Below are 506 nucleotides of genomic sequence, written 5' to 3'. Positions count from 1 at the left end.
CTACGACTTGATGCTCCTTTGTTGCTTTAGCGATTTTTTTATAAGGATTTGCCTTTCTATGAGGACAGACTATTCCGTATTTCCTCATGATTCTTTGTATCTTTTTACGACTAAATATGATGTTATAGTCATTCTCCAAAATCATTTTGATGGATCGGGACCCTTTCTTATATCCCCGTCGATTAAAGGCCTTTAGTATGATTCCTTTCGCTTCAAAGTCCAATTGTTCTCTGGCTTCACGGACAGTAGATGCTTTAAGGAAGCTGTAGTATCCAGAACGAGAAACCTCTAAAAGATCACAAAAATACTTGGTCATACGCTTAAAACCACTTTGTTCAATGGTCTCAGAAATCAATTGAAATACTCTACTCGGTTCTAAGTTTTCGCTTGCGTTTAGCAGCCTCCTTTCTGTCACTTCGAGCTTTTTTAATAACTCTACTTGCCCCTCCAGTAGCTTAATTCTAGCTTCTTGCCTTTCAATCACTTCAGAAGAGGTAAGTTCCCGT

Annotated in this window: 1 protein-coding gene; it reads right to left on the bottom strand. The window is 38.5% G+C overall.

Annotation, left to right across the window (positions count from 1 at the left end; genetic code table 11):
• Positions 1–506, bottom strand: a 506-nt coding sequence (locus PZE06_RS26040; RefSeq protein WP_275792118.1) for an IS3 family transposase, incomplete at both ends; no start/stop codon positions are given.

The sequence above is a fragment of the Robertmurraya sp. DFI.2.37 genome (genome assembly GCF_029211245.1).
In the GTDB taxonomy this organism is placed as follows: domain Bacteria; phylum Bacillota; class Bacilli; order Bacillales; family Cytobacillaceae; genus Robertmurraya; species Robertmurraya methanolica_A.
The sequence above is the reverse complement of the archived record's forward strand: the minus strand, read 5'-3'. Positions and strand labels throughout refer to the sequence as shown.